This is a genomic window from Lederbergia sp. B243.17 (assembly GCF_057657925.1).
The window spans coordinates 1-24,386 of record NZ_JBWBKF010000089.1; the positions used below are offsets into that span (position 1 = coordinate 1).

26 protein-coding genes and 2 riboswitches are annotated in these 24,386 nt (G+C 44.5%); of the genes, 8 read left to right on the plus strand and 18 right to left on the minus strand.

The genetic code is table 11. The features are described 5' to 3' along the window. Positions 1–152: 152 nt before the first annotated feature. The 10 genes from AC0TWI_RS18615 to AC0TWI_RS18660 all read right to left on the minus strand — a co-directional run bounded on the left by AC0TWI_RS18615 (position 153) and on the right by AC0TWI_RS18660 (position 11,717). Complete coding sequence (locus tag AC0TWI_RS18615; RefSeq protein WP_488127840.1) at positions 153–1,937, minus strand: methyl-accepting chemotaxis protein; 1,785 nt, start codon at positions 1,935–1,937, stop codon at positions 153–155. Positions 1,938–2,018: 81 nt separating this feature from the next. Continuing rightward, complete coding sequence (locus tag AC0TWI_RS18620; protein ID WP_488127841.1) at positions 2,019–3,233, minus strand: MFS transporter; 1,215 nt, start codon at positions 3,231–3,233, stop codon at positions 2,019–2,021. Between the two features lie 12 nt (positions 3,234–3,245). Next, positions 3,246–3,668: a MarR family winged helix-turn-helix transcriptional regulator gene (locus AC0TWI_RS18625; RefSeq protein ID WP_488127842.1), complete on the minus strand. Its 423-nt coding sequence runs from the start codon at positions 3,666–3,668 to the stop codon at positions 3,246–3,248. Positions 3,669–3,814: 146 nt separating this feature from the next. Continuing rightward, the gene (locus AC0TWI_RS18630; protein WP_488127843.1) at positions 3,815–5,416 is read right to left on the minus strand and encodes an FAD-dependent oxidoreductase; all 1,602 of its coding nucleotides are present in this window, start codon (positions 5,414–5,416) and stop codon (positions 3,815–3,817) included. Between the two features lie 23 nt (positions 5,417–5,439). Beyond that, positions 5,440–6,258 carry a carbohydrate ABC transporter permease gene (locus tag AC0TWI_RS18635; protein ID WP_488127844.1) on the minus strand — a complete coding sequence of 273 codons (819 nt, stop codon included), beginning with the start codon at positions 6,256–6,258 and terminating at the stop codon, positions 5,440–5,442. Continuing rightward, complete coding sequence (locus AC0TWI_RS18640) at positions 6,248–7,144, minus strand: carbohydrate ABC transporter permease (RefSeq protein ID WP_488127845.1); 897 nt, start codon at positions 7,142–7,144, stop codon at positions 6,248–6,250. Before AC0TWI_RS18640 ends, AC0TWI_RS18635 begins: the two co-directional genes overlap by 11 nt. 26 nt (positions 7,145–7,170) lie before the next feature. Further along, positions 7,171–7,815, minus strand: coding sequence for a hypothetical protein (locus tag AC0TWI_RS18645; protein WP_488127846.1), 645 nt, complete (start codon positions 7,813–7,815; stop codon positions 7,171–7,173). 91 nt (positions 7,816–7,906) lie between these two features. After that, complete coding sequence (locus AC0TWI_RS18650; protein ID WP_488127847.1) at positions 7,907–9,175, minus strand: ABC transporter substrate-binding protein; 1,269 nt, start codon at positions 9,173–9,175, stop codon at positions 7,907–7,909. A 99-nt stretch (positions 9,176–9,274) separates the two neighbouring features. Then, a complete protein-coding gene (locus AC0TWI_RS18655; RefSeq protein WP_488127848.1) occupies positions 9,275–9,997 on the minus strand; it encodes a response regulator transcription factor in 723 nt (240 codons plus the stop codon). Beyond that, positions 9,975–11,717 (minus strand): cache domain-containing sensor histidine kinase, encoded by a 1,743-nt coding sequence (locus AC0TWI_RS18660; RefSeq protein WP_488127849.1) that lies wholly within the window; start codon positions 11,715–11,717, stop codon positions 9,975–9,977. The genes AC0TWI_RS18655 and AC0TWI_RS18660 overlap by 23 nt, the downstream gene beginning before the upstream one ends. Positions 11,718–12,124: 407 nt before the next feature. After that, a riboswitch (cyclic di-GMP riboswitch) is annotated at positions 12,125–12,215 on the plus strand. Between the two features lie 28 nt (positions 12,216–12,243). On the opposite strand from AC0TWI_RS18660, the gene AC0TWI_RS18665 reads away from it, so the two are divergent. Continuing rightward, positions 12,244–12,384 (plus strand): anti-repressor SinI family protein, encoded by a 141-nt coding sequence (locus AC0TWI_RS18665; protein ID WP_488127850.1) that lies wholly within the window; start codon positions 12,244–12,246, stop codon positions 12,382–12,384. A 77-nt stretch (positions 12,385–12,461) separates the two neighbouring features. Further along, positions 12,462–12,785, plus strand: coding sequence for a helix-turn-helix domain-containing protein (locus AC0TWI_RS18670; protein WP_488127851.1), 324 nt, complete (start codon positions 12,462–12,464; stop codon positions 12,783–12,785). A gap of 34 nt (positions 12,786–12,819) precedes the next feature. Here AC0TWI_RS18670 and AC0TWI_RS18675 read toward each other — a convergent pair whose 3' ends face one another. The 6 genes from AC0TWI_RS18675 to AC0TWI_RS18700 form a co-directional block, all read right to left on the minus strand. Beyond that, complete coding sequence (locus AC0TWI_RS18675) at positions 12,820–13,440, minus strand: TVP38/TMEM64 family protein (RefSeq protein ID WP_488127852.1); 621 nt, start codon at positions 13,438–13,440, stop codon at positions 12,820–12,822. A gap of 22 nt (positions 13,441–13,462) precedes the next feature. Then, entirely contained in the window at positions 13,463–13,768 is a 306-nt protein-coding gene (locus tag AC0TWI_RS18680; RefSeq protein ID WP_488127889.1) for a DUF5658 family protein, read from the minus strand. 69 nt (positions 13,769–13,837) lie between these two features. Further along, positions 13,838–14,776: an LPXTG cell wall anchor domain-containing protein gene (locus tag AC0TWI_RS18685; RefSeq protein WP_488127853.1), complete on the minus strand. Its 939-nt coding sequence runs from the start codon at positions 14,774–14,776 to the stop codon at positions 13,838–13,840. Between the two features lie 53 nt (positions 14,777–14,829). Next, positions 14,830–15,408 (minus strand): signal peptidase I SipW, encoded by a 579-nt coding sequence (gene sipW / locus AC0TWI_RS18690; protein ID WP_488127854.1) that lies wholly within the window; start codon positions 15,406–15,408, stop codon positions 14,830–14,832. 1 nt (position 15,409) lies between these two features. Beyond that, the gene (locus AC0TWI_RS18695) at positions 15,410–16,216 is read right to left on the minus strand and encodes a hypothetical protein (protein ID WP_488127855.1); all 807 of its coding nucleotides are present in this window, start codon (positions 16,214–16,216) and stop codon (positions 15,410–15,412) included. A 144-nt stretch (positions 16,217–16,360) separates the two neighbouring features. Then, entirely contained in the window at positions 16,361–16,963 is a 603-nt protein-coding gene (locus AC0TWI_RS18700; protein WP_488127856.1) for a TasA family protein, read from the minus strand. 295 nt (positions 16,964–17,258) lie between these two features. Here AC0TWI_RS18700 and AC0TWI_RS18705 point away from each other — a divergent pair, with 295 nt between their 5' ends. After that, complete coding sequence (locus AC0TWI_RS18705; RefSeq protein ID WP_488127857.1) at positions 17,259–17,846, plus strand: class D sortase; 588 nt, start codon at positions 17,259–17,261, stop codon at positions 17,844–17,846. Positions 17,847–17,903: 57 nt separating this feature from the next. On the opposite strand, the gene AC0TWI_RS18710 is transcribed toward AC0TWI_RS18705, so the two are convergent. Continuing rightward, entirely contained in the window at positions 17,904–19,292 is a 1,389-nt protein-coding gene (locus AC0TWI_RS18710; RefSeq protein WP_488127858.1) for a vWA domain-containing protein, read from the minus strand. 179 nt (positions 19,293–19,471) lie between these two features. Between AC0TWI_RS18710 and AC0TWI_RS18715 the strand changes: the two genes are divergently transcribed. Both AC0TWI_RS18715 and AC0TWI_RS18720 read left to right on the plus strand, forming a co-directional pair. Beyond that, positions 19,472–20,356, plus strand: a complete 885-nt coding sequence (locus AC0TWI_RS18715; RefSeq protein WP_488127859.1) for a helix-turn-helix transcriptional regulator — start codon at positions 19,472–19,474, stop codon at positions 20,354–20,356. A 12-nt stretch (positions 20,357–20,368) separates the two neighbouring features. Next, positions 20,369–20,572 (plus strand): hypothetical protein, encoded by a 204-nt coding sequence (locus AC0TWI_RS18720; protein WP_488127860.1) that lies wholly within the window; start codon positions 20,369–20,371, stop codon positions 20,570–20,572. Positions 20,573–20,674: 102 nt separating this feature from the next. Here AC0TWI_RS18720 and AC0TWI_RS18725 read toward each other — a convergent pair whose 3' ends face one another. Beyond that, positions 20,675–21,178: an N-acetyltransferase family protein gene (locus AC0TWI_RS18725; protein ID WP_488127861.1), complete on the minus strand. Its 504-nt coding sequence runs from the start codon at positions 21,176–21,178 to the stop codon at positions 20,675–20,677. Between the two features lie 85 nt (positions 21,179–21,263). After that, a riboswitch (TPP riboswitch) is annotated at positions 21,264–21,376 on the plus strand. A 79-nt stretch (positions 21,377–21,455) separates the two neighbouring features. Here AC0TWI_RS18725 and AC0TWI_RS18730 point away from each other — a divergent pair. Genes AC0TWI_RS18730 through AC0TWI_RS18740 form a run of 3 tightly spaced genes read left to right on the plus strand, consistent with a single transcriptional unit; the run spans position 21,456 to position 24,297 of the window. Further along, the gene (locus tag AC0TWI_RS18730; protein WP_488127862.1) at positions 21,456–22,037 is read left to right on the plus strand and encodes an ECF transporter S component; all 582 of its coding nucleotides are present in this window, start codon (positions 21,456–21,458) and stop codon (positions 22,035–22,037) included. Between the two features lie 3 nt (positions 22,038–22,040). After that, the gene (locus tag AC0TWI_RS18735; protein WP_488127863.1) at positions 22,041–23,540 is read left to right on the plus strand and encodes an ABC transporter ATP-binding protein; all 1,500 of its coding nucleotides are present in this window, start codon (positions 22,041–22,043) and stop codon (positions 23,538–23,540) included. Continuing rightward, a complete protein-coding gene (locus AC0TWI_RS18740; RefSeq protein WP_488127864.1) occupies positions 23,515–24,297 on the plus strand; it encodes an energy-coupling factor transporter transmembrane component T family protein in 783 nt (260 codons plus the stop codon). The genes AC0TWI_RS18735 and AC0TWI_RS18740 overlap by 26 nt, the downstream gene beginning before the upstream one ends. The last annotated feature ends 89 nt before the right edge of the window (positions 24,298–24,386 follow it).

The window sequence follows — 24,386 nt, forward strand, 5'->3', positions numbered from 1 at the left end:
TTAATGGCCGTGAACTTACGTAAGTTTACGGCCAACACAGCAAGTGGATCCTAAATTTATACACAATAAAAAGAGAAAGGTGAAATTGTCTTGCTCAATTTCACCTTTCTCTTGGTTAGAGACTAGTTATGTCCCAGCCTCATTCCGATTGTTTAGTCCTGTTTTTGAAAATGGCTCAAAGAGGCTTCCAACGCATGGGCAGCTTTTTTCAATCTGACAACCATTTCTGCCATGCCATCAACCGTTTTCGTTTGGACAGTAGTTGATTGAACAACAGTCTGCGTTTCTTGAAAAGTCTCCTCAATGCTGCTTGCATTCTGCTCCATTGCCGCCAGCACTTCTTCAGAACTGGCGGACATCTCTTCGGTCACGGCGGATACATCTTGAATTCTGCCATTCACTTCTTCTGTCAAAAGAGAGACGTCCCTTAAAGATTGATCGATTTTTCCGATCAGCTCCGTGCCAAGCTTTGTCTTTTCTTTGCTTTCTGCCATTTCCTTTGCGGCTTTTCCTGTCAGCTCTTTAAAGGATTGAATACGTTCCGTTATTTCACCCGCAGATTGCTGGGAAATTTCAGCAAGCTTTCTCACTTCGCTTGCCACGACGGAAAACCCTTTGCCCGCTTCTCCCGCACGCGCAGCCTCTATGGCAGCATTCAACGCGAGTAAATTTGTTTGTTCCGTAATGCTGGTTATCGTTTCTGCCATCGTCTCGATGTGACTATAGCTTTCTGCCAGCTCCTCTACATACTGGTCTGTCGAGAGAACAGACTTTTCAATGTCCTTCATTTGATCAATGGCCACTGCCGCTTCACTGCTGCTCTTCTGCACCTTTTCCGTCATATCGTTTGAGGCGGCCGCGACATTTGTAGAGGAATCTGCAATTGACTGAATGCCGATTGTCATCTCCTCGAGTGCTTTCACAGATTCGATCATCGATTCTTTTTGCGCATCGCCCCGTCGTGCAATTTTATTAATGTCACTCGTTATTTTTCCGCTTTCCTCCCGGACGGCTCCTGAGGATTGCTGCAACTGCCCTGATACATCCAAAAGCTGTTCCGCCATACGGTTCATGTTCTCAATCATCTCTGAAAGCTTCATAAGAGAACCTTTGAATGCAACGGCAAAATCCTGAATCTCATCCTTGCTTTTAACATCAAGTGCTGCCAATGTTTCCTCTGAACGGGACAACTGTCCGTCTGCAAGCTGCTCAACACTTTCCTTAAGCGGTCCGAGCGGACGCAAAATCCGATTGATAGATATCCTTAAAGAGAATAAGACAGAAAAAATAATGATCAATATGATCCCGCTGAAAATCGGCATCAATGATTTCATAACCGTTCCTGTTACCTTGTCTATTTCTCCGGCAGCCACATCGACACCGAGAGCACCAATTATTTCATTTCCGTTTTTAATCGGCACTAAAACAGATTTTGATTTTCCATAAACCGGATCATCAATGATTGGATAGGTCTTGCTTTTTCCTTTTAGTACGTCTTGAAGATCTTCCTTTGAAATCCCAGTAAGCACTTCACCGGTTTCTGAGGCATCCTTATCCTCCATCCCATCAACATACACTACGGGCTGATCATTTTGAAAACCAACTGTATACATATAAAGGACGTTCGACTTGACCCGTATATCATTCAACTGGTCCTGCAAATCATTATAGATCTTTCCTTCCTCCAGGCTTTCAGTAAAAGCCCCATATTCATCCGGATCAATGAAAGAAGCTGCATGATTCGCTAGATGAACAGCCTGTTCACCGATTGTTCTTTCAACAGAAATTTTTGTATTGAAATACATACAGACAACTATTGCCAAGAATAAAAACAACAGTGCCGGCACTAACATTATCACTATTTTTGTACTGACCTTCCGGCTCTTCCCCATTCTCTCACGCCCTTGTTCAGATTTCTTCTCCTCTTTTATCGGCATCTCCATTCATCTTTTAAGTGAAATAATGAACATGGAAGAAATCAGCAAAAAAGGCCCCCTCTTGTTAGAGGGAGCCTTTTATTACTGACCAACGTTTTCTTGAAGCACAGATTTTCTGATTGTTCTTTCCTTTTTCCCGTGAAGGAAATAATAAAGGACAAGTGCGCCAAGAATCACAAAGGACATGGCAAAGTATAAATGGCTGTAGCCGGTATGCGGCAAAATTTGGCCATAGAGATACGGGCCAAATCCAAAACCACTGTCCAAGAAAATAAAAAATGTCGATGTTGCCAAGCCGAGGCGATGAGGATCAATTCCCTTAATGGCAATCGCTTGTGCACATGATTGGAAATTGCCGAACCCAAGACCAATGACCGCCCCTGCAAGCAGCAAAGTCGCACCATGGCTTGCCGAACTCAGGATGAACATGCCCGCAGCAAAAATGATCAGCGCCGGTACAACCACGACATTCGCACCTTTTGCATCCATCAATTTGCCGGTGAACGGCCTGGAGAACAGTACAGCAATCGCATAGACAAGGAAAAAGAAGCTCGCTGCATCTACCAGCTTGATTTCTTCAGCATAGAAGGCGACGAAAGAAAGCACCCCTGAATAGCAGAACGCGACAATAAGCGTAATAATCGCAATCGGCAGTGCCTTTGGTTCGATAAAGCTGGACAAAAGGCCGCCCTTCTTTTTCTCCTGTGCAACTTTTGGAACAGCTGCTGCTTCATGTTCCATTTTTACAAGGATTGATGTGACAAAGCTGATTGCAGCAAGAACTAGGCAAAATACAAAGATGACGCGGTAGCCCGCCGAATGGCTGAGCAGAATCCCGAGGAATGGACCGATTGCCGTAGCGAGAACCGTGCTCAGGCTGAAATAGCCGATACCTTCTCCACGCTTTGTCGGCGGGATGATTTGCGCAATAATCGTACCTGTTGCAGTCGTGCTGATTCCGAGCCCGAAACCATGCAAAAGCCGTGTAATGAGCAAGGTTGGCAAACTGTTGGCGAAAAAATAAAAAGACGTAGTAATCAAAAAGAATACTAAGCCTACCATCAAAATCTTTTTGCTGCCGATACCTTCAATAATCCGCCCGGTCATGATCCGGCCAAGCAATGTACCAATGATAAAGATTCCGGAGACAAGACCCGCCATGCTCGTCGGTGCGTCGAACTGCTCCGTCGCATACGGGCCGATTGTTACAATGAGCAAATACATAACAAGCATTAGAAAAAAGTTCGATGCTGAAATAATGATAAAATCCTTTGTCCAAAGTTTTTCTTTCTCCATACTAGACCTTCTTTACTTTATTAGATTTTTACGGATCCGAGCGAGTACACGGCCAGCTTCTCTTTGTTCTTCCTCACTGATCCCGATCAATGCTTCATTTTGCATCTCTTCGATCTTCAGCCGGATTTCCGCGCATAGCTTTTCTCCATTTGCAGTTACCTGCGTCATCTTTTCCCTTTTGTCCTTGCCGGCAACAAACTCTACAAGCCCCAGTTCCGCAAGACGTCTTATCATTCGCGTCACTGTTGGTTTCTCAACACCGCGCTTTTCAGCAATGTCGACAAGCGCAAGCGGGCCCTTCGCTCTGACAAGATCCAAAATGAGCCACTGCGAACTGTACAGTTCAAACTGTGCCAGCACGCCATTCAGCCGATTTATGTACGGCCGGTACATCTCTTTATAATAAAAAAACAGATCTTCCTGCAGGTTCATCATCCTCACGCCCTTATAATTAGTTACCCTAAGTAACTATAATAGAATATCATGGATATACCTGGGTTGTCTAGGGCAGATTTCAATTTACTACGCAATCTAATAAAAAAGAAACCTGGACTTCATACCAGGTTTCTTATAATTCACTGTTATTTTCTGATGGTGGTTTCTTTTCCAAATGTCTCTTTCATTTTTTCAACAGGATTGTATTGAATGGAACTGTCCCATTCAACAACCTGTCCGTTTTTGATCAGCTCTTCTTTTAATTCATCATACTTCACTTCTTGTACATTGATCCGGTTTTTTATTGCTATTTCCGCAGCCACTGCGGCGGACTGTCCCAATATCATGAAAATCGGCTCCATCCGGATCGATCCATACGCTATATGGGAACTTGAAACGCATACAGGGACAAGCAGATTTGTACATTCCTCCGCTTTTGGCCGAATGGAGCGGTAGGAGATAGGGTAAGGCGAGATTGGAATCTGAACGTCCCCTTCATTCACAACCCTGCCATCAATAACAACACGTCTGCAGTGATGGGAATCCATCTGATAAGAGGCCAGACCAATCGAATCCTCTGCCTCTTCCTGCCCGAGGCAGTTTCGATCCGTCATCACATAATCAGAGAGCATTCTCCTAGCCTCTCGGATATACAATTGATGCGGCCAATGCCCAGTGTCTGTGAACTCATCCTTAGGCAGCCCCCATTGTGAGACCTCTTCCCTTATGTCGTGTGGAACACGCGAATCATTCGCAAGAAAATATAACATACCTAAGTTATAAGTAACATGTTCTTGGAAGATCTTTTCCCGCTTCTCATAATCGCCATCTGGCCATTCATAATTCATTCCAATATGATCTGTTGAAATTCCTCCGAAATTGTTTAAATCCGACTTTCCGTTCGGTAGCATAGTATGAAGATTCATCGCATCCCAATAGCCTGCGTGAATATATCTTAGAAGGAGCATGTACTGATTTGCATCATAGTTCTCCGGCTTTGGAAAAGGTACTTTGTTGTCCTCTTCTTTCGTCAAGCAAATCCGGAAATTATAAGCCTGAATGGTCTTATCCCCCATACCGTTAAATCCAAGTGTCTCAACTTCCGCGATACCGGGGAGAAGCCCGCTTGATGGCACGCCCTCGACGACATAAGGATCTATCCATTTTTCAAATTTGTGATGGGGCCCGCCGAATTGAATCCCATTGTATATTTCCTTATAAGTTGCGTTTGACTCCCTTCCGACAAAATAGGAGACCCCAGCTCTTGCCATTACATCTCCTTCATACGAGGCATCAATGAAAACCTGCCCCTTATAGGCAGACCCATCTTCCATCGTAATTTCGGAGATCTTTCCATTTTCCAATGACACATTTGCAAGATGCTGATTGAAATATACCTCTATCTGATGGTCTTGTACCCACTTTTGGAAGACATACTGTGCAGCCTTAGGTTCAAATTTATGCTGTTCATCTTTTCCATAATATTTTCCGAGTTCACGGTAAAATTCCCGTGAAAGTCCGCCTACCGCTTCCTCAGCACCCAGATCGGTCGCCCCGAGTCCGCTAGCTGACATCCCGCCGATTTTCCTGCCAAATTCAACAACCGCTACAGACAACCCTGACCTTTTTGCCTGGACAGCTGCAGCTATCCCAGCGGCTGTGGCTCCATAAATGATAACATCCCGAATAATCTTTGAATCTCCAACCTTTTTACTTCGCCGGTAATAATACAGGTTCTCCAAACTCATTTTCTCCTTCCTCCTATGCTTCTTCATTTCACACTGCCTGCTGTCAGACCTTCAATAAATTTCTTTTGGGCAAAAAAGAAAATGATTAATAACGGTATTGTCGCTAAAGTGGTAGCACTCATTAAATGATGCCATGCTGTTCCTGTCTCATCCGTAAACAATGAAAGACCGATCGGCAGCGTCATTAAGTCTCTGCTGTTTATAAAAATCAGCGGATACAGGAACTCATCCCAATTCGTCAAAAAGGTGAATATTGTCAAGGTGGCCAATGCAGGCACAGCCAGCGGCAGCGTGATGTTCCAATAGATTCTGATTTTCGAACAGCCATCCATGATGGCTGCCTCCTCCAGCTCCTTCGGTATCGGCAAGAAGAATTGTCTCATCAAAAAAATCCCGAACGCACCCGGTGCTCCGAAAATCGGAAGTATAATCAACGGGATATGCGTGTTAATGATCCCCAAATCCCTCATGAACAAGAACAGCGGAATAATCGTCACCTCTGGTGGAATCATCATCACACTCAGCAAAAGGATGAACAGAACATTTCTTCCCGGAAAATTTATCCTCGCAAATGCATAACCAGCCATTGAGGAAAATAACAAAACGAATACGGTTACGATTGCAGCAATATAAATACTGTTCCAATACTGTTTTAGAAATGTTCCCTGCTGAATAACCTCCAAGTAGTTTGACCATCTGATTGGATTCGGAAAAAACTGAGTGAATATCCTTGTTGGCTCTTTTAATGAAGTGGACAGCATCCATAGTAAAGGTCCGCACATCAGGATAGTAATAAGGCCTAATATGACGTATTTAATGACAATCGCTTTCCTATTCTTCATAGAACACCCACCTCTTCCTTACGACCCAGGAAATCAATGTGAAAATCAGCAGCAAAAAGAACAGAACGAACGCCAACGCAGAGGCATAGCCCATATCAAACAGCTTGAAGGCAGTTTCCCAGATATAATAGACCAATACTTTTGTAGACTCATTCGGACCGCCCTTTGTCATGACATACACTTGCCCAAAAATTTTCATTGCCCCGATCGTGGTAATGATCAGCGTTAGAAACACAGTAGGGGTGATGAGTGGAAGTGTGATCGTCCGAAACTTTTTCGCCGGAGAAGCTCCATCAAGTTCTGCAGCCTCATACAATTCATCAGGAACCTGCTGCATGGCTGTTAAGAACAGGATCATATTCAATCCGACATTCTTCAGAACGCTAATAATGATTACCGCCGGCAGTGCTGTCGACTTGTTTAGCAGCCAGGATGGACCTTGAATACCAAATGCGCCTAAAGCTTGATTGATAAACCCAAGCTCAGGAGCAAGAAGGTACTTCCACACGATTGCCCAAACAATCAGGGATGTGACAACCGGGACAAAAATGGCAGTTCTGAAAAAAGATATGCCAAAAAACTTATCTTTTAATAAAGCTGCTAAGAGAAGTGCGAGGATGATGTTCAGAGGAACAAGACCCAGACTAAACAAAAAGGTAACGATCAGAGAATTTACAAAGGACGGGTCGCTGGGCATGTTGCGGTAATTCTCTAAGCCGATAAAAGTCGATTCTCCCAGTAACGGCCAATCGTGCAGGCTCATGAAAAAAGAGTATACAAGTGGGCCGAACATGAAAACTGTAAATCCTAAAAACATCGGAGCGATAAAGAACCAGCCAGTCAAGGCATCTTTCCAGCCACTTTTGGTTAGTTTCAAGCTCTTCATATCATCATTCCTAGCGTATATTAGTTTCAGACGACTTTCCGGAAGTCACTGACGGTTTTCCTGATGGATTCCGCAGTCGTTCCGATCGTCACAGCGCCGAGCATAACCGCATTTACTCCAACCTCCATCAAGGGTCTCATATCATTCGGTACCAGCTTCTTTTGGGATGGTATGATTAGCGGGAGATCTGTAACAAGCCTATATTTTTTATATAAAATAAGGTCATTAAAGTTGAGCGGTTTTCCGTAATCCTCTTTTTCAACGACCGACAGCTCCACAGCCTGAATATCAAAGTTTTCGATGACCTTGCCTATCTCCGGTTTGAACAAATGATCCACTGCCACAGTTTTTTCAAGGTTGTTCTGAAGCAATAGATCAGAGGTGATATCCTTTGAATATAAAGAGAAGTACGTAAAGCCAATATTCTTTAATTTACTGGTATCTACTTGATTTACTTCATTGACATTATCGCCTAGTACAATCCCAAGCGGGCCAGTATAAAGCTGTCTGATTGCATGAAAAGTATCCTTGTACTCTTCCAATCCATGAAACGTATTCCCGCTTGCCCGGTGGTCGACATTAATATGAAGCTTAATTGCATCTGCCCCTGCCTCGATGGCTGCTTCCGCTAAATCAACTCGATTTTCAGGCAAGCTAACAATGATCGCCATATCCTTTTCCTCAATTAAACTTTTCAGGCTCGTATCCAATTGAAATCACCTCATAAAATGATAGAGAACGGATAGTTCCGTTCTCCGCTTGTTATTTTTGTAAGATGGCATCTACTTTTGTTTCCATCTCTTTCAGTATTTCTTCCGGAGAGGCGGAGTGAGAGAACAATTTATCGAATCCTTTTACAATCTCACCCTCGATTTTTGTCCAATCCTCATGCAGCGGGTAGGTAAATCCATTATTCATCTGGTCAATAACAGCCAACTGGATTGACTCCTTTGGCGGGTTATTCGGCACATTAATAAATTCCTCTGATTCCAGCACGCTCTTCCTTGGTGGGACAAAGAAAGCGGATTGCGCTTGTATTCCCTGTTTGCTGCTCAAAAACTTGAGTAATTCTTTTGCCTCGTCAGGATGCTTACTGCCTGTAAATGCTGCGATTCCAGCTTGCCCCAGCAACGGTACCCTTCCTTCAGGCCCTTTTGGAAGCGGAGCGATATCCCATTCAAAATCCGTAATATCTCGGACGTTGGCAATATAGCTGTACATGAACGTAAACATTCCAACGTTTCCGCTTTCAAAGTTAATGTTTTCGCCCGGAGGCACATGTGATTTGTCTGTAAACATCATTCTGTCGAGCATTTCAAATGTTTTCACACCTTGAGGGGAATTCCACTCAAATGCACTCATGTCATCTGAAAAGATTTTTCCTCCATATGATAGCGTGTGTGAAGGCATCGTCGCAAAATTGGTCCATTCGTTAAATAATCTTGCACCGAACTTTTTATTCGAGCCGCTTCCTGAAGATAGTTTCTTTGCACTATCCTCAAACTGCTCCCACGTCCACTCATCCTTTTGTGCAAGCTCTGTTGGTGTTTCAAGTCCCGCTTCATCAAACATCGTCTTGTTATAGTACATAATCATCGGCGGGGTCGAGAATGGAAGTCCCAGCAATTTATCATCATGTTTCCATAAATCCAATGTAGACGGAATGTAGTCGTCAAAATCGAAGTCTTTTTCTTTTACGACATCTGACAGATCCGTGAGAATATTATTGTTCACAAACTGCGGCACCATCCGCTCAGCAACCCACCCTACATCCGGAAGTTCCTTTCCTGCCGCTAATACGGATAGCTTCTGTTGATAATCTCCATGAGGAATTGATTCGACGTTTACTTTAATATTGGGATGCTCCTCATAAAAGTCTTTCAGCAGTTCCTCATACATCGCGATATGCTGGTCTCCGCCCCAAGTGGTGAAGGTCAGCTCGACTTTTTTGTCTTTGCTTGCCTTATCGCTGCTGCAACCTACTAAAACGGATAAACATAAAGCAAGAATAACAATCAGGTACTTTTTCATGTTTTTCCCCCTTTCTTTATTCTCAGTGTATAAGGTGTGAAAGCGTTTTAATATACATCAATCCTCAGAAATGGTTTCTAAACTTCATATTAGAGAATACTAATGAGGACCTTCTCTGTATTCTTGTGGTGTTCTTCCATTTACCTTTTTAAAAACAGATGAGAAATGCTTAGGATTTTTATAACCTGTAAGATGAGCAATATCATATATTTTTAAATTTGTTGTTACGAGAAGATGCTTTGCAGCCTCCATTCTTTGATTTACGATGTAGTCGGAAAGCCTCATCTCCGTATGCAGGCTGAATTGTTGGCTGATATAATTCGGGTGCATACTCAAGGCACTTGAGATAAAATTTAGCGACAGATCGTTGCCCAGGTTCTTATGGATCAACTCTTTGATGTTTCTAATTAATAAAGGCTCGCTCCCCAAGTCCTCCGGAGTCCGATTCACATTTCCCTCATTGAAAAGAACTCCGAGGATATCAGCAAGCTCTTTTCTATTAATCGGCTTCAGCAAATAATCTTTCACCCCTAATTTCAGTGCTTCTCTGACATACGCAAAGTCATCATAGCCACTGATCACAATGACTGGAACCTGTGGATATTTTGTTTTCAAGAGTGTGATGAACTTTAATCCAGTCATCTCCGGCATCCTAATATCAGTTATTACAAGATCGGGAATATCGATAGCAATAATCTCCGATGCCCGCTTTCCATTTTCGGCTTCCCATAAAACCCTGTAGCCAGTTATCACTTCCTCCAACAAGATCTTCAGACCTGCCCGGATCGTTTTCTCATCCTCAACCAACATGACCTTTTTCATAATTTCCACCTTCCAATATTGGTATTATGAGCGTAACTGTTGTACCTTTACCTGCATCCGATTCAATATGCATTTCTCCATAATCTCCATAAATCAATTTAATCCGTTGAAATATATTCTCCAATGCAATGCTGTTCCCATCGTCAGTTTTAGTAGATACCAGGGAAACAAATGTCTCTTTTATAGCAGCTAATCGTTCTTTGGAGATTCCTGAACCATTATCCTGTATTTGAATATATAGGCGGCCTGCATTCTCTACTGCATCCACAATAATCGTCATTTTTCCGTTTTCATACCCATGTAAAATTGCATTTTCTATGAGAGGCTGCAAAATGTATTTTGGAACTTGATAGGACGGAACTTGTTCATCAATATTCCAGAGAACAAATAAGTTTTCAGCCAGACGTTTCTGCATAATGGAGGCATAGGTTTTTGTAAAATCAAGCTCCTCTTTTAATAGGACGAACTCATTATCGCTTCTCAACCGATACCTGATTAGTTTGCCGAGTTCAGATACCATGTCCGAAATTTCAAACTCCCTTTTCTGCAGAGCAGCCATATTAATACTTTCAAGTGAATTAAAGATAAAATGAGGATCCATTCTGAATTGCAAAGCTTTGTACTCCGATTCTGCATTCTTCTTATTTAGCACATATACTTTTTCTACAAGTTGCTGAATTTCAATCAACATATCATTATAGGCATCGCCTAAAAACGCAAAATCTTTATGTGAACTTACACCCAGCTTCCCGGTAGGCTTATCCTTTTGAAGGTTTAATATTTGCGTCTTGAAATTTTCTAATGGGCGCATTAAATGGTTTGACACAAAATACGACAAAACCAATGAGACGAGTAAACAGACAAGAATGATGAATCCCAATAGACGGTCAAAATTCCAAACATCTTTATAAATATAGCTCTTAGGTATGGTTGTTTTAATCTCTATTCCTGTTTTTGTAGAGACATCACTCATACATAGATACTGCTCCTTGGTTACATCATTCTTAATCCAGCCATCGCCCATGCCACAGACCGTAACCAGATCATGCATCGGATTGTTGAACAGCGGTTGCCCTTCCTGCAGGATTTGCCAATGGGCACTTGGCAATTGAGATGTTAGGCGATCCATATACTCCGCTGAAAAGTCCACCTTTACAATGCCTATCATTTCGTGATTAGCAGGGTCCTTTAACAGCCTCATAAAACTGATGTATTTGTTAGATTCATTGAGATAATAATCAGGATTATCTTCAGGAAAGATGGACCAAGCCCCATCTCTTTCCAACACCTGTCTAAACCAACTCTGCTTTTGCAGATTAATCTGCCCCTTCACCTTCGTTTCGCCCATATGGCTGAAAACCTGGCCATTATTTGCAATCACATGAACGCCATTAAATTGCTCCTTCTTATAAACCATTCCTGAAAGAAACAAAGAAAATGCTGTCTGCTGGTCATGATTTCGGTATGTTTTATCCTCTGCGGATTGATGTTGCTTTAAAATTTGGATCAATTGTGTGTTATAAAGAATTGATAAAGTCGATCTGGATGCATCCTCTATCATTAAATCAAGATTATTGTTTAACTGTCTTATAGAACTTTCCGTATTACTTGTAACCTCCTCAACCTTCGATACTGCAAATATTTGGTGGACAGCAGCCCCTATAATTAGAAGTGGTATCAAAATAAGCAACGAGAAAGTAATAAAAATCTTAGATCGCATGTCCTTGTTCCCCCCCCTCAACTATGTAACAAATGTTGATACTAGATTGCCCTGCTTTCAATTATCAAAGTAATTGCAAGGCCTAAACCGATCTCGATACCCCATACAGAGACTGCACCTGCAGACATAGAGATTCCTCACCATGCTCCCGTGCCAAGCCTCCTTTTTCACAGACTGACCTCCTCTCTTAACCAAATGTTCGACAGTAACAAACTGAATTCTTCATGAACTCACATTTGTTTTCACTTGTATTTTAATATTCAGTTTATTATAAAAGTTTTCGACACCCGTTCATATAGATTTTGCTGAAAAAGCAACCTATTTGTTTAATTCATCACGACAAATTTCTACGTTTTACTGACTGGGTTTCATTTAGAATGGGGTCAACAACTATTCGAAGGCGGTATTGAGAATAAAGGCAATTCTGACCGAAAGGCGGATGCGCAAAGCCACAGGCCTACAGCTGCAAACTGCAGCCAGGGAAGCTGGGTTGCCTGAATATGCACTTCACATTCGGGAGGTTCATATGGAGAACGTCGTCGCAATTACTGTGGAAGGGTTAGACCAAGAGTGGGTTGCGCTCATCGTTGAAGCTATGCAGGCTGGGATGGATCCAAAGGAGATTCAAGAATTTTTTCGCAGTCATTCTATCAGGAGCAAGGAGTAGACGGATGTTTTTCTGTTCTGCAAATGGAACATACTCTTCGTTATATGCTATAATTCAGGCGAAGGAAGGTGTTCTATATGATCGGTGAACGGATTCGGGAGTATCGACTGCAGAAAGGGCTGTCGCTTTCAGAGCTAGCAGAAAAAGCGGGGGTTGCCAAATCTTATTTAAGTTCAATTGAGCGCAACATACAACAAAATCCTTCAATTCATTTTTTAGAGAAGGTATCTGAGGTGCTGGATGTACCTGTAAATGTCCTACTGGATGAAGAAGTGATTGCTCCAGATGAGCTAGACTTTGAATGGAAACGACTAGTACTGGAAGCGATGAATTCAGGCGTATCCAAGCAGGAGTTCAAGGAATTCATTGAGTTCAATAAATGGAAATTAGAAAAAAAATAAACGTTCTGTCGGCCCTTTCGCCACAGAACGTTTTCTATTTTGCCTCATCTTGTTTGCGGTAGAAATAGATTGTCATCAATATCATGATTGATAAAAAATAGACACCATAGATGGCGATCGCACTCCATTTGCTGTCCGTAAACACACTCCCCGCCAGTGTGAAGATGAGGACAACCGGAATTTTCCCAAGCAGAGACGCGACAAAAAATGTGAGGCTGCGGACGGTGCTCATCCCTGCTAATACGTTCAGCAGCGGGGCAGGAACAACTGGGACCAATCTTAGTGCAAGAATGCTGAGAAAAGCATTTTCCTCGAAATACCCCTCATATTCACTTGCCTTCGGATATTTCCGTAGGATTTTTTCCATCCATTCCTGAAAGCCGTATCTTGCCATCCAGAACATTGCAATGGAACCAAGCATGACGCCCGCTAAGCTGATGCCTGTCCCTTGAAGCACACCGAACACCGAGCCGATCAATCCTGCAATCACAGCGAAAGGAACGACTGGAAAGAATACAAGCAAAGCAACAAATACAATGCTGATCAGGATAGCTGTCCCTCTGCCGGATTCTATTGCAGCCATCATTGCCGACTTTTGTGAAAATGCAAAGCCAACGAGCAAAAGCGCGGCCGCAATCATGATGATTTTTTTCAAACGGACAACCCCCTCTTCGACTTTATGTAAAACAACTTCCGATCCAAAAAACATGGAGCACAGCAATGACTGAATAAAACAGCGAGGCTGCAGCTGCCAGGCCGACGACCCACGTGCTGTTCTTTAACCTGTCAATAAACATAAACAGCAGCACAATCAGGGAAAAGCTTGTCTTAAAGACGAGAAAGAAAAACGGGTCGGCATTGTAGACCATAAGCATAAGCGGATTGCTTTCTTCTATTATAGAGGATTGCAGGCCGAAATAGGTGGCTACCCCATCGAAAAAGTTAAGTATCGCCAGAAAAAAAAAGATTTTATTTGCGCGCACTGCCAATGCCCTCATCCTTTTCTTCTTATTTGAATTAAAAAATGGCGGCTGATCGCCGCCAATTCTCTTTTATAATGTTTTGCCTCCTGCTTTCCTTCGCATCGCAAGTATCAATGAGGCGAGACCAAGCAAGATAAGCACTCCGCCGCCAAGCATGTAATTGAACATATTTGTCGCTGTATTCGGCAATGGCTGTCCTGTGCCTGCTGCGGCAGTGGCACTTCCACCTGTTCCAACTCCAGAATTTCCGCCGTCGCCGCTGTTATTGCCCGGCAACGCGGTCTTATCATCGCCCTGATCGTCGCCATCCTTTTCAGGTTCATCAGGATCTTGCCCAGGCTGGCCTTCTCCGTCTGGGTCTCCATCATCTGGGACGGACGGCGTTTCTGTGTCCGGATTATCCGGATCAGGTTCGCCAGGTTTTGGATCTGTTGGATCAGTAGGGGTTGTCGGGTTCGTTGGATTTGTCGGTGTGCTTGGATCGGTTGGAGCGCCAGTCTTCGGCGGTTCAGGATTCGTGCCTGGTGTACCTCCGCCTCCGCCCTTTATCTCCTCAGCACTAATGACAATATCAAATTTCGTTTCCGCTCCTTGAAAATCATTGCCGAGTTCAGGCGGGAATTCTGCGTGGAAGGTTAAGGTCTCTTCACTGTTTTGCTGCAGCTGCCTTGGCTCCAATTTCTTGAAATCGGCTAGCTTTCCACCATATAGGGAGTTGCTTCCCTGGTTAATTTCCAAGTTCATTTCCTTAAACAGCTTTTTGCCGGATTTGTACTTTATCGTTACCTGATAGCGCAAGTCCGACTCTCCATCGTTTATGATGGCCAAGTCCCGGACCGCCCAATCACCAGGAGCCATATTTTCCACATTAAACAGCACCTTCTCGGGGCGGACGGACAAGTTGATCGTCTTTACATCGGCTGCAGTCGTTTGCGCTCTGATGAAAAATAGACCAGCAAGGAGCAACGTGCAGGCGCTTATCAATGCAATATATCGAATTCCTTTCATGTTCTGCCCACCTTTATTATCGAAAAGATGGGATTGCTCCCATCTTTCGCTATTTATACGACCTTTTCGGCTGCCTCGCTCACCGGTTCAGAAGCTTTCTTGTCGATTTGGGAAATCGCCTGCCAAATCGTCAGCGCCGAATATCCGAGCAAAAGCAGTCCCGGCAAGATCAACAGCAGCACGCTGCCATTTTTCGATTGGGCAAAATTGACGAAATAGCCGACATAAGGCACTGTGAATCCTGTATATTCTGCAACTACGTTTTGGGAGAGGACAGGATCCATATCAGCGGCTTTGTTGTTATCCCCTTTCGTCGTATACATTACATACTCACCGCTCTTAACAACGTCAATTACCCGGTGCGTGATCAGCATATTGTCTTCTTCTAAGAAGGTAATAACATCGCCCTTCATAAACTTCGTCTTTTCCTCGACCGGCTTCACTGCGATGATTGAACCTGTCTTGATTCCCGGCTCCATAGATCCCGATAAAACAGACTTCAGCTGATATCCGAAAAACTGCGGTTCCCCACCCGCTGCCTTCGAGGAAATCACCATGAACAGCATTACGATAAAAATGAGGAACATTACACCCGTAAGGAGATTGCTCCCCCACTTCATTGCTTTCTTCATATTATTCACCTTCCTTTACGGCAGTTGGTTCTGGAGTTGGCCCGACTGGTTCCGGGTTTGGCTGGCTTGGCTGTTCATTTGTAGCGGGCAGAGTCGGTTCAGTTGGATTGTCGACTGGCGGTACTGGCTGTTCGGTTGGCTCTGGTTTTTTTGTTTCTTCTTTTTTGTCATCCGTCTTGCCATCTTCCTTAGGGGCTTCAGCTTTTTTATCATCTCCTGCTGCATCTGGAGAATCAGGGGCTGTGTCCTCGTTTACCTCAGCTTCACCACCTATAACGTCGCTGCTTTCTGGTGATTGAGGCTGGCAGGATGAAGAGTCTTCAACACCGTTTTCATTAACAGAAGATGGTTGGTTTTCTGTTGTTGCTGTGTCAACTGCTGATATTCCTTCTTGGCCACAGGCATCTTGAGGGGGAGGCGGGCAAGTAACTTCAATAGAGTCTGATAGTATTTCACTTCCTTCAGAGTCAGCAGCCATAACTGTAATAACCGAAGGCGCCTCTGCACTAAATGTTATTGACTCAGACTCAAAGGGTTCCAGCTGAGTTATCTCATCGTCTGCCATCCCGCTTACATGGATATCTCCTTCAATTGATTCATATTTTCCGATATTAGTGACCACAGCCTCTAAAGTTACTACCTCACCACAACTCTCCGCATGAGGTTGACCATCAATTGTTAGAACTACATCCGTCTGTGCCCAAGGAACCGGCCATGTGTCTGCTTGGATTTCAATTTCTATATCCTCCTGACTTGTGAAGCCTGCAAATGTTGGTGAGATGATTGAAATGAGGGCCAGTATTGCCACATACCAAAAGGCAGTTGCCTTTCCGGCAAATCGGAGCTTCCTGTTTCTATCACGGTAGGTTCGTATTCTTAACTTTCGGATTGGGGGTCCCTCCTTTGCTGGGGGTTATGTAGAAAAAGGTGGGGTGGGCCCCACCTAGCTGTCTTATTTCGCTTCAACTTTTGTTTGCTTGGCATCGAACGTCCACTCTAGCTTCAAGGAGTCGCCTTGGAAAATATTTTGGTCTTTTTTGTTGTCAACAAATTCGTATTGCACAGAGAAATTATCCACTGTACCAGCCTTAAGTCCAGAATTTTCTCCACCAAGAATCCATCCAAGCAAGTCTCTTTCTACAACATCTGTCTCACTCAATTTTTTCAAGGTAGTTTCATGAACGACTTCTGTTTTCTTGTCCTTGTTTACTAAGAATTTCACTTTAATATGTTCTCCAAAATCGGCCCCGGCGTTATCGCCTTTTGCATCGTTCACAGTGTATTTGGAAGTCAAAAGAACCTTTGATACATCCAAAGAACCGATATTGTTTAAGTTAAAGCTTCTAAGCATGGTGTCCCCTGGTTTGATATTGGTAACATTAATAATCGCGTTTTCAGCATCCTTTCCGGTAACGTTAATGTCCAATGTCCCCGCTGCAAAGCTGCTGTTATTCACTTCTACGTCATTAAAGTATGCATATGTACCTCCACCGACTAGTGAAAGTCCCAGTGCTGCGGATGCGATGCCCAAACCCAATTTTTTCTTAATGCTCATTTTTGTTTCCTCCCTGTTTTTTGTTTTTTATTGAAATTCTTTTGCTGGGCAAAAGAAGGTTCAACCGATGTTCGTTCTCAGGTTTGTTCTGCCTTGTTCTTTATTAAGAACTACCCTGTGACTCGAGTATATGACAATAGTCCTCCATTTGAAAAACCCCAAATAGAACGATATTTTCTTAATAACGAACAACAAGCGCTGTTTTTCTCGTTATCTCTCCTGATTGCTTACTATCTTGTGTTTTTTAAAGAAACAGATGTTCATTATAATGAACATCAGAGGAGGGGAATGGATAGTGAAAAGATTATCTTTATTGTTTCTCATCAGCGGGCTTCTGGCTTTTATATATGGCGGGATTCAATTTATCCAGGCGAAAAAAGAGCAACAGGAGAGTTTGCAGGAGGCGAAGAGAATGCTTGATATCACTCCAAAACCCGATACTGCGCCTACCATGCTCTACAACACAAAGGATGAATTCCAGCCGGAAGCTGGCGAAACAATCGGTTTGCTTTCGATTGAAAAAATTGATGCCGAACTGGCAATTGTGGAAGGTACGAGTGAAGAGGAACTGGAAAAAGGGGTTGGCCATTATACAGGGAGTGCTTTACCTCAACAAGGACAGCAAATTGTTCTTTCCGGCCACCGAGATACGGTTTTTCGGAGGATGGGTGAAATCGAGAAGGGTGATCATGTGGTGGTAAAGCTCCCATATGGCAATTTTCCATACCGTGTCATCTCCACGAAGGTCGTCAGCGCAGACGATAGGACTGTCATCCAGCCTAATGTTGGACGGGAGGAGCTGGTCATCAGTACCTGTTATCCGTTCACCTATGTCGGGAATGCGCCAGACCGGTATATTATTACCGCTTTGCCAGTCCAATAAAATAGACCTGCAGACGCCTGGGTGCAGGTCTATTTTACTTCTTAATAGGTTCTTGGACTAATCTCTGGGTGCTCTATGCTTCTTCCTCGCAAATTCTGCACTTTTCTCATGACCCTCTTTTGTAATTTCGTTATAGTTTTCATGGCCGTTTCTTGTGCTTTCGCTATACAGCTCAAGACCAGTTTTCGTAATATAGTCATATTTTTCAAGCTGATTCTCGATGAGTGGAACTCGGACCTGATAGATGGCGTGGCTCGTATTTGGAAAACGGGTCTTTAAGTATTCACGTGCCTTTTTCATCCGTTTTCTTTCCTGCAAGGACTTGGCTTGCATGCTCTCTTTTGTTCCCTTGGCCAGAGCCTGAAGCTCTTTCTTTTTTTCAATCGATTTCTCCTGTCCCTGTTCTTTCCACTCCCACCAGCTTTTTTGGATTTCCTCATATTGCGCACGCATATATCGTCTCAAATCTTTTTCAGAGTTCACATACGTGAATTCTCCGTTCCCGGCATCGGCCACTTTTTTCAACAGAGTTTGGCCCTCATTGTCTACGTCATAACCAATGATATTTACGACGGTTTCAATATTTCCGGAAACGAGTGCTCCCGCCTCTTTTACCGGGTCTCCGCCGCATGTTTCAATGCCATCACTGACTACATACACGACTGCTTCTGTTGCGTCAGGCGGAATATCTTCTTTAACTGTCTGCAAGGCCAGACCGATCGGTGTCCAACCAGCCGGCTGCACCTTGTCCAGCGCACCTTTGAAGCCCGCATCATCGAACTGCCCCGAGTAAAAGTTTTCCGTGCTGCTGCAGGAAAGGGCCTGATCCGCATCACTGCCGGAGCCTTTATGACCATATACACGGAGCGACACCGTTGCGTCCTCCGGAATTTGTCCGGCAAATTCCTTAACCGCTTCTTTGGCAGCCTCCATTCTCGTCTTGTTGCCGGAAGCTGCTTTCATGCTTCCGCTCGCATCTATTAAGATCGCATAATGGGCTGTTTTTAATGTTGGCGAGTCGAGGCTTTCATCCGGTCTATCAACCTCCACGTCTACTGCAGTGTCGAAAAACAGAAAGGTATTCATCCCTTCATAATAATCCTCTGACAGCAATTGCAACATTTCCTCCAAATATTGCTCTGCAGTCAAATCATCCGGAAGCTGATCAAGTGCCTCATTGAGCTTTTGCTCATCGTACTGGTCTCCGCTATATGGGCCCGGTTTCCTCAACAGGTTCTTCTCGATCTCAGTCAGTTCCCGGTCAAGTCCTTCTATCTCATAATACTCCGGCTCTTTCGGCTCATAGGCAGCAGCCTCTACCTTCTCTGGTTTTTGAACTGGCGTCTGCTGGCCGCTGTCTGCCTTTGCCACCGGCTTTTCTTCCTTTGCCGAACAGCCTGCTATAATGATGAGCGAACAGAGCAAGCCGTATAAAAGCTTTTTCATTTCGCTGTCTCCTTTATCTTTTTTCTTGATTATAGCGGATTTCTCTCCCCCATATAGGAAATATTCGGAAAACCATCCGAAAGTGGCAGGACGAAACTCCCGCCCACCTTACAGTTTCGCAATTAAAGTCATGAATGGCATGATGAAATTTAGTATCGTATCAAGTAGGAGGTGCAGAGGTGTCCCATCAACCATATATCCAAAAGGCTATAGATTTTATTGAGGAGAATTTGTATGTACCGCTCCCGCTTGAGTCCGTAGCCGCACATTCAGGCTTTTCCAAATATCATTTTCTCAGGGTCTTTCAGGGAGTGGTCGGCATGACGATCGGAGATTATATCAGATCAAGAAGGCTGACAAACGCGGCAATCTTGTTGCTGGAGACTGACACACCGATCATCGATATCGCTTTTCACTGCTGTTTCAGTACGCCGGAATCTTTTTCCCGTGCTTTTAAAAAACTGTACGGCATGCCGCCGGGTGAATATCGGCGATCGATGAACCTGCTGACACATTACAATAAAGGAGGAATTTCAATGGAATTGGAAAACGAAATCAGAGGCTGGTTCTTAACCGGCAGTCATCCTGGAAACTATGAAGCTAAGCTCGATGCTGTCACTGTACACCAAGGAAAACGGTCTGCCTGCCTTCGGTCCCGGACCGTACTGGAGGACAGTGAGTTCGCTACGCTCATGCAGCAATTCCAGGCGAAAAAGTTTATCGGCAAGAGGCTGAAGCTCTCGGCTTTTATAAAGACGGATGGCGTGGAAGGATTTTGCGGTTTGTGGATGAGGATCGATGATGCTTCTGGAGACGTGCTGCAATTCGACAACATGAGCAATCGGCCAATTATCGGCTCGAACAATTGGAACCTGCATTCTGTTGTATTGGATATTCCTGAAAAAAGCTCAATCATTGCTTTCGGGATCTTGCTTTCAGGTAAAGGAACAGTCTGGCTTGATGAATGCAAATTTGACATTGTTGATGAAAAAACTCCGACTACCCATCTCGAGATCCAAGGAGAGGTTCAAGAGGAGCCAGTGAACTTGTCGTTTGAGCTTTAAGGAGGGAACGCATTGACACAATTCATTAAATTTGTTGCCGGCAGCTTGGCAATGGCTATGCTTATGTGGGGTGCTAACTTCTCTCTAGGATTGTTTGTCAGCTTCTTCACAGGCTTTGGTCAGCGGAATATAGTATCGGCAGGTTCGCTGGCTATATTTATACTTGCTTTTGTCTTGAGTTTGGCAAGCCATTTCGAGAAGAAGCAACCATCCTAATGAAAGGCGGACAGCTGCAGAAGCTGTCTGCCTCACTTTCCCCACAAGTACTTACAACTACTAAATCCACCATGCCAGAAGAACGGGTTAACGGTAAAAGATTTAGCTCACTTCAGCGTGCTTCATTTGTTTTTTCATTCTGATTGTCTTCAGCATATGTCCATCAAAGTCCTCATCAAACTCTGAGACGACCTGGAAACCTTTCGCATGATAAAAAGTCAGGCCAATTTTGTTTTCCTTTTCGACATTGATGAACAGCTCTTTTACACCTTCCAGATGCCCGATTCCTGACTCAAGAAGGGCAGTGCCTATGCCGGTTCCCTGATATTCCGGAAGCAGGTAAATCGCACCAAGTTCCGCCTTGCCTCCATCCTGCAATGGTGAAAAGTTGGCAAAGCCGACGATGCTGCGGTTTGTTTCAGCAACAAGCAAAAGGGAATGACTGACCCTTCTCTCCATTGATTCATCACTGTAAGCGGAGCTTAAAAATCGCTTCTGGATTTCCTTCGGGATAATTCCCTCATAAGTGGCTCCCCAGCTTTCCTGTGCAACTCGCTGAATGTGCGGAATATCTTCCTTTGCTGCCTTGCGAATGGTATATCTCATTCTCTATCCCCCCTGTTCAAGCAAGTATACTATAAACAGGGATTGATATATCAATAGAACTCCGATATACTGGGGCTAATTACATAATTGTCCGTCCGGGTGCTTGAGTGAATCAGGCTGAGATAGCAGATGAATCCGCTGCTGACCGCTAATCTGATCTGGGTAATGCCAGCGTAGAGAAATTGATCTTTTTGATCATAAAGGGGCCCCTTCTCGACCGTCTGTGCATTCAGACGGCCTTTTTTGTAAGAAAACAAAGAAAAAGGGGTTGGGATGGGTGAAAAAGTTAAAGTTTACCGATCTATTGATCACTATCATGATCGGTGTTGTTTTCGGTATCATCATGAAATTCTGGGATGATTTATACACGGTAATCAAGCCAGCGCTGCCCGTTGCGCGCCAGCTTATCTATGGCATGTGGTTCATGGTTGCGCCATTTGCCTTTCTGCTGATCCGCAAACCTGGTGTTGCCTTGCTGTCAAGCATAGCTGCAGCGGGACTTTCAGCGTTTATCGGCCATGGAATTGAAGTGCTTATTTATGGATTTGTCCAGGGGCTTGGCGCAGAGCTGCTTTTTGCAGCTTTCCGCTATAAGCGGTTCGGCATGGCAGTTGCCGGTTTTGCAGGAATCGCCTCATGTTTCGCCGGCTTTTTCCTCGATCTTTTTTACGGATATGCCAACTTGGAGCTATGGGCCCTGTTTGTAAAATATGGGCTGCGCGTCGTCAGTGCCTTCCTCTTCACCGGCGTATTTGCATACTTGATTGTGCGTGCACTTGAAGAGACGGGCGTCACCAATCTGATCCGGCCTGTCGCAAAGGAAGAATATGAGGCTCTTGACAGACCGGTCGCAAAGTAGAAGGTGTTCAATTTGGAAAACAAAAGGAAAATCAGTGTTAAAAATCTGAGGCTGAAATTTCCGGGAGAGGATTCCCTAGTTTTTAGGGATCTCTCCTTTGCTGCTTCACAAGGGGAAAAGGTGCTGCTGCTTGGTCCGAGCGGCTGCGGAAAGTCGACACTTCTACAGGTGCTTTGCGGCATCCTCCCCCATTCGATTGAAGTGCCTTTAAAATATGAATCGATCATGGTGCCGGATTCATGGGGATTTGTCTTTCAAGATCCGGACACGCAATTTTGCATGCCGTTTGTGGATGAGGAGCTCGCGTTCGTGCTTGAAAACCTGCAAGTGCCGAGAGAGGAAATGGAGCCGCTGATCAAAACGGCATTGGACCGAACAGGACTCGGCTCGCTTGAACTGCATACGCCGATCGAGACACTTTCCCAAGGGATGAAGCAGCGGCTGGCGCTTGCTTCAGTACTTCTTCTTGAGCCCGACGTATTGTTTCTGGATGAGCCTTCGGCATTGCTCGATCCCGAAGGCACCGAGCAAATATGGAAGTCTGTTAAAGACGTCACCCATAAGAAAACGGTCATCATCGTTGAGCACAAGATTGAAAGGATTGCGGACTGGGTTGATCGGGTCGTGCTGTTCAACCATGATGGGGATGTGATTGCCGATGGAGAGCCGGATACGATTTTCAGCAAACATAGGCAGGAATTGATTGAGTATGGCATCTGGTATCCCGGCGTCTGGGACGATTACATCCACTCCCCCCGATACTTGGAACTGGGAAGCAGCACAGCCCCAGAACAGTTAAAGACGGTTGTAAGGCTGGAGGACTTTTCCGGATTCAGGGGAAAATCAGAGAAAATCCGTGTGCCTCATGTCGAGATCGATGCAGGAGAGTGGATTACGATTATCGGTGATAACGGTGCCGGGAAAAGCACGTTCCTCCTTTCACTCATGCAGCTCTTGCGGACAGAGGGACTGTATGAACTTAACGGAAAACCTCTGATTTGGCGGAAAAAGAAAAAGAGACTGCCCGAAGGACTGGCGCTCGTTTTCCAGAATCCCGAACTCCAGTTTATAGCCAATTCCGTCTATGAGGAGCTCGCTGTTTCGCTTCGTTTGACCGGTTTGAACGAAGCTGAAACGGATCGGAAGGTACGAGATCTTCTCACTCTGTTCGGGCTTCCCGTAAGCGGGCAGCGGCATCCTTACCAATTATCTACAGGCCAGAAACGGCGGCTGAGCGTGGCGACTGCCTTTGCACGGGAATCGGACGTCTTGCTTTTGGATGAACCGACATTCGGCCAGGATGCGCAGAATACATTCCTTATGCTAGAAAAGCTAGAGGAGCTGCGCAGGAACGGCACCGCGATTGTCATGGTTACGCATGATATGCAAATTGTTGAACATTTTGCAACGGAGATTTGGACGATTGAAGATGGAAAATTGGCTTTGGTGAAAAAGCAGGCGGGAAAGGAGCGGGATGATGCTGGCAGATTGGTTTACACCTAATAGGGAGACATGGTTATATCGCGTAAATCCCGCTTTGAAATTTATGTTGTTTTTCTTTCTTTTGCTCGTTGTGCTTTTCAATCAGAATTACAGTTTTGCATTGTATCAAATGATCATGTATGGAATTCTTTTATACGGAAACAGCGGATATGCTTTCCGGAAACTATTGCTTTTGTCGCTGCCAATGGCACTTTCCTTTTTTTCCTCGGCAGTTACAATGATGCTATTCGGGCGCGGGGAAACGGTTTGGTGGTCATGGGGTCTGATTAAAATTTCTGAGGAGAGTTTTTATTACGGTTTGCTGCTCGGCTATAAAACACTTTCCTTTGGATTTCTCGGGCTTGCCTTTTTGCTGACCTCCCGTCCTGTTCTTTTCTTCTATGCGATGATGCAGCAGTTCAAGCTGCCTTCCAAATACGCTTATAGCTTTATCGCCTCCGTCCGGCTGCTGCCGGTTGTGGCAGAGGAGCTGCAGACAAGGAAGAATGCGCTGCAGGTGCGGGGCATAGATTTTTCCGGCGGAGTGCGGGGCTACTATGAGAGACTGAAGCTGTATACAGTACCGTTGTTTGCACAGAGCATCCGCAGGGCACAGCGAATTGCAGTTGCGATGGAGGCGAAACAATACCAGATGGGTGCCAAACGCACCTACTTCTACCCTACCGCCTACTCAAAAATGGATGCAATCTTCACCGCTGCGATGCTTACTGCATTTACCACAGCCTACTTGCTATCGAGGTTCCTGCCCGGGGTCTGATTCGCAGTTATCGGGAATGGGGTAACAGAACCGGGAACAACTTCTCCCCTGTTATCGTACGGAAGCACCGGTATACTTTTTCGTGAGAG

What these genes read in the sequence shown, in the direction of transcription:
- AC0TWI_RS18615 (WP_488127840.1), bottom strand. Translation starts at nt 1,937, where the DNA reads ATGCCGATAAAAGAGGAGAAGAAATCTGAACAAGGGCGTGAGAGAATG.
- AC0TWI_RS18620 (WP_488127841.1), bottom strand. Translation starts at nt 3,233, where the DNA reads ATGGAGAAAGAAAAACTTTGGACAAAGGATTTTATCATTATTTCAGCA.
- AC0TWI_RS18625 (WP_488127842.1), bottom strand. Translation starts at nt 3,668, where the DNA reads ATGATGAACCTGCAGGAAGATCTGTTTTTTTATTATAAAGAGATGTAC.
- AC0TWI_RS18630 (WP_488127843.1), bottom strand. Translation starts at nt 5,416, where the DNA reads ATGAGTTTGGAGAACCTGTATTATTACCGGCGAAGTAAAAAGGTTGGA.
- AC0TWI_RS18635 (WP_488127844.1), bottom strand. Translation starts at nt 6,258, where the DNA reads ATGAAGAATAGGAAAGCGATTGTCATTAAATACGTCATATTAGGCCTT.
- AC0TWI_RS18640 (WP_488127845.1), bottom strand. Translation starts at nt 7,144, where the DNA reads ATGAAGAGCTTGAAACTAACCAAAAGTGGCTGGAAAGATGCCTTGACT.
- AC0TWI_RS18645 (WP_488127846.1), bottom strand. Translation starts at nt 7,815, where the DNA reads ATGGCGATCATTGTTAGCTTGCCTGAAAATCGAGTTGATTTAGCGGAA.
- AC0TWI_RS18650 (WP_488127847.1), bottom strand. Translation starts at nt 9,175, where the DNA reads ATGAAAAAGTACCTGATTGTTATTCTTGCTTTATGTTTATCCGTTTTA.
- AC0TWI_RS18655 (WP_488127848.1), bottom strand. Translation starts at nt 9,997, where the DNA reads ATGAAAAAGGTCATGTTGGTTGAGGATGAGAAAACGATCCGGGCAGGT.
- AC0TWI_RS18660 (WP_488127849.1), bottom strand. Translation starts at nt 11,717, where the DNA reads ATGCGATCTAAGATTTTTATTACTTTCTCGTTGCTTATTTTGATACCA.
- AC0TWI_RS18665 (WP_488127850.1), top strand. Translation starts at nt 12,244, where the DNA reads ATGGAGAACGTCGTCGCAATTACTGTGGAAGGGTTAGACCAAGAGTGG.
- AC0TWI_RS18670 (WP_488127851.1), top strand. Translation starts at nt 12,462, where the DNA reads ATGATCGGTGAACGGATTCGGGAGTATCGACTGCAGAAAGGGCTGTCG.
- AC0TWI_RS18685 (WP_488127853.1), bottom strand. Translation starts at nt 14,776, where the DNA reads ATGAAAGGAATTCGATATATTGCATTGATAAGCGCCTGCACGTTGCTC.
- sipW (WP_488127854.1), bottom strand. Translation starts at nt 15,408, where the DNA reads ATGAAGAAAGCAATGAAGTGGGGGAGCAATCTCCTTACGGGTGTAATG.
- AC0TWI_RS18700 (WP_488127856.1), bottom strand. Translation starts at nt 16,963, where the DNA reads ATGAGCATTAAGAAAAAATTGGGTTTGGGCATCGCATCCGCAGCACTG.
- AC0TWI_RS18710 (WP_488127858.1), bottom strand. Translation starts at nt 19,292, where the DNA reads ATGAAAAAGCTTTTATACGGCTTGCTCTGTTCGCTCATCATTATAGCA.
- AC0TWI_RS18725 (WP_488127861.1), bottom strand. Translation starts at nt 21,178, where the DNA reads ATGAGATATACCATTCGCAAGGCAGCAAAGGAAGATATTCCGCACATT.
- AC0TWI_RS18740 (WP_488127864.1), top strand. Translation starts at nt 23,515, where the DNA reads ATGCTGGCAGATTGGTTTACACCTAATAGGGAGACATGGTTATATCGC.